This is a genomic window from Clostridium sp. CTA-19, assembly GCF_054767855.1.
Window position 1 is genome coordinate 1 of the sequence record NZ_BAAABH010000092.1, and the last position, 636, is coordinate 636.

Annotated in this window: 1 protein-coding gene and 1 pseudogene; both read right to left on the minus strand. The window is 28.5% G+C overall.

Going from position 1 to position 636, the window contains the following annotated elements; translation table 11 throughout:
- A pseudogene (locus ACYUE0_RS17760) lies at nucleotides 1-239 on the minus strand (hypothetical protein); the annotation flags it as partial.
- A 14-nt stretch (nucleotides 240-253) separates the two neighbouring features.
- A complete protein-coding gene (locus tag ACYUE0_RS17765; RefSeq protein WP_460271942.1) occupies nucleotides 254-559 on the minus strand; it encodes a helix-turn-helix domain-containing protein in 306 nt (101 codons plus the stop codon).
- Nucleotides 560-636: the final 77 nt, after the last annotated feature.

Here is a 636-nt window from a genome sequence, read left to right on the forward strand (position 1 = left end):
CCTACTTCATCTTTTTTTATTTTCACTATATATTTTTGAATCTCTAAATCAAAAACTTTTTCACCATTTATATTTAGACTATATCCTGGAATGTTTCCTTCGGATTGATTTAAAGGTCTATTTCCACTTTTAATCAATAACTGTTGTTTATAATAAGTAGATTTTTTTAAACCTAATATCCTTAATATAGCTTTAATAGGTGCACCTATAGAAATCCATTCGGATGCATAAGAATACAAATCAGGTTCTTCATTTATTTCTTTTTTTTTAATAAATCTCTAAGAATGGCAACTTCTAATTCAAGATCTTTGCATTTTTCCTTTGTTTTCTTATACTCTTTTTTATAATCTACAATTATTTCTTCATCTTTAGGTTGAGTAGCATTCTTAGGTTTTAAAGTTTTCTTATATCTTCTATAATTACATTTCCAATTAGATACCAATCCACTGTGTATATTATACTTCGCTGCTACTAAAGAATTGCTTCCACATTCTAAAGCCTCTTCTACAATTTTCACTCTTTCTTCTTCAGTATATTTTCTAATAAAATTCCCACTCATAATGCACCCCTCCATTCATTAATCCTAGTATAGTTCCATTCGAATTATGAGTCTACTTTTCCATGGGGGCCTATGAG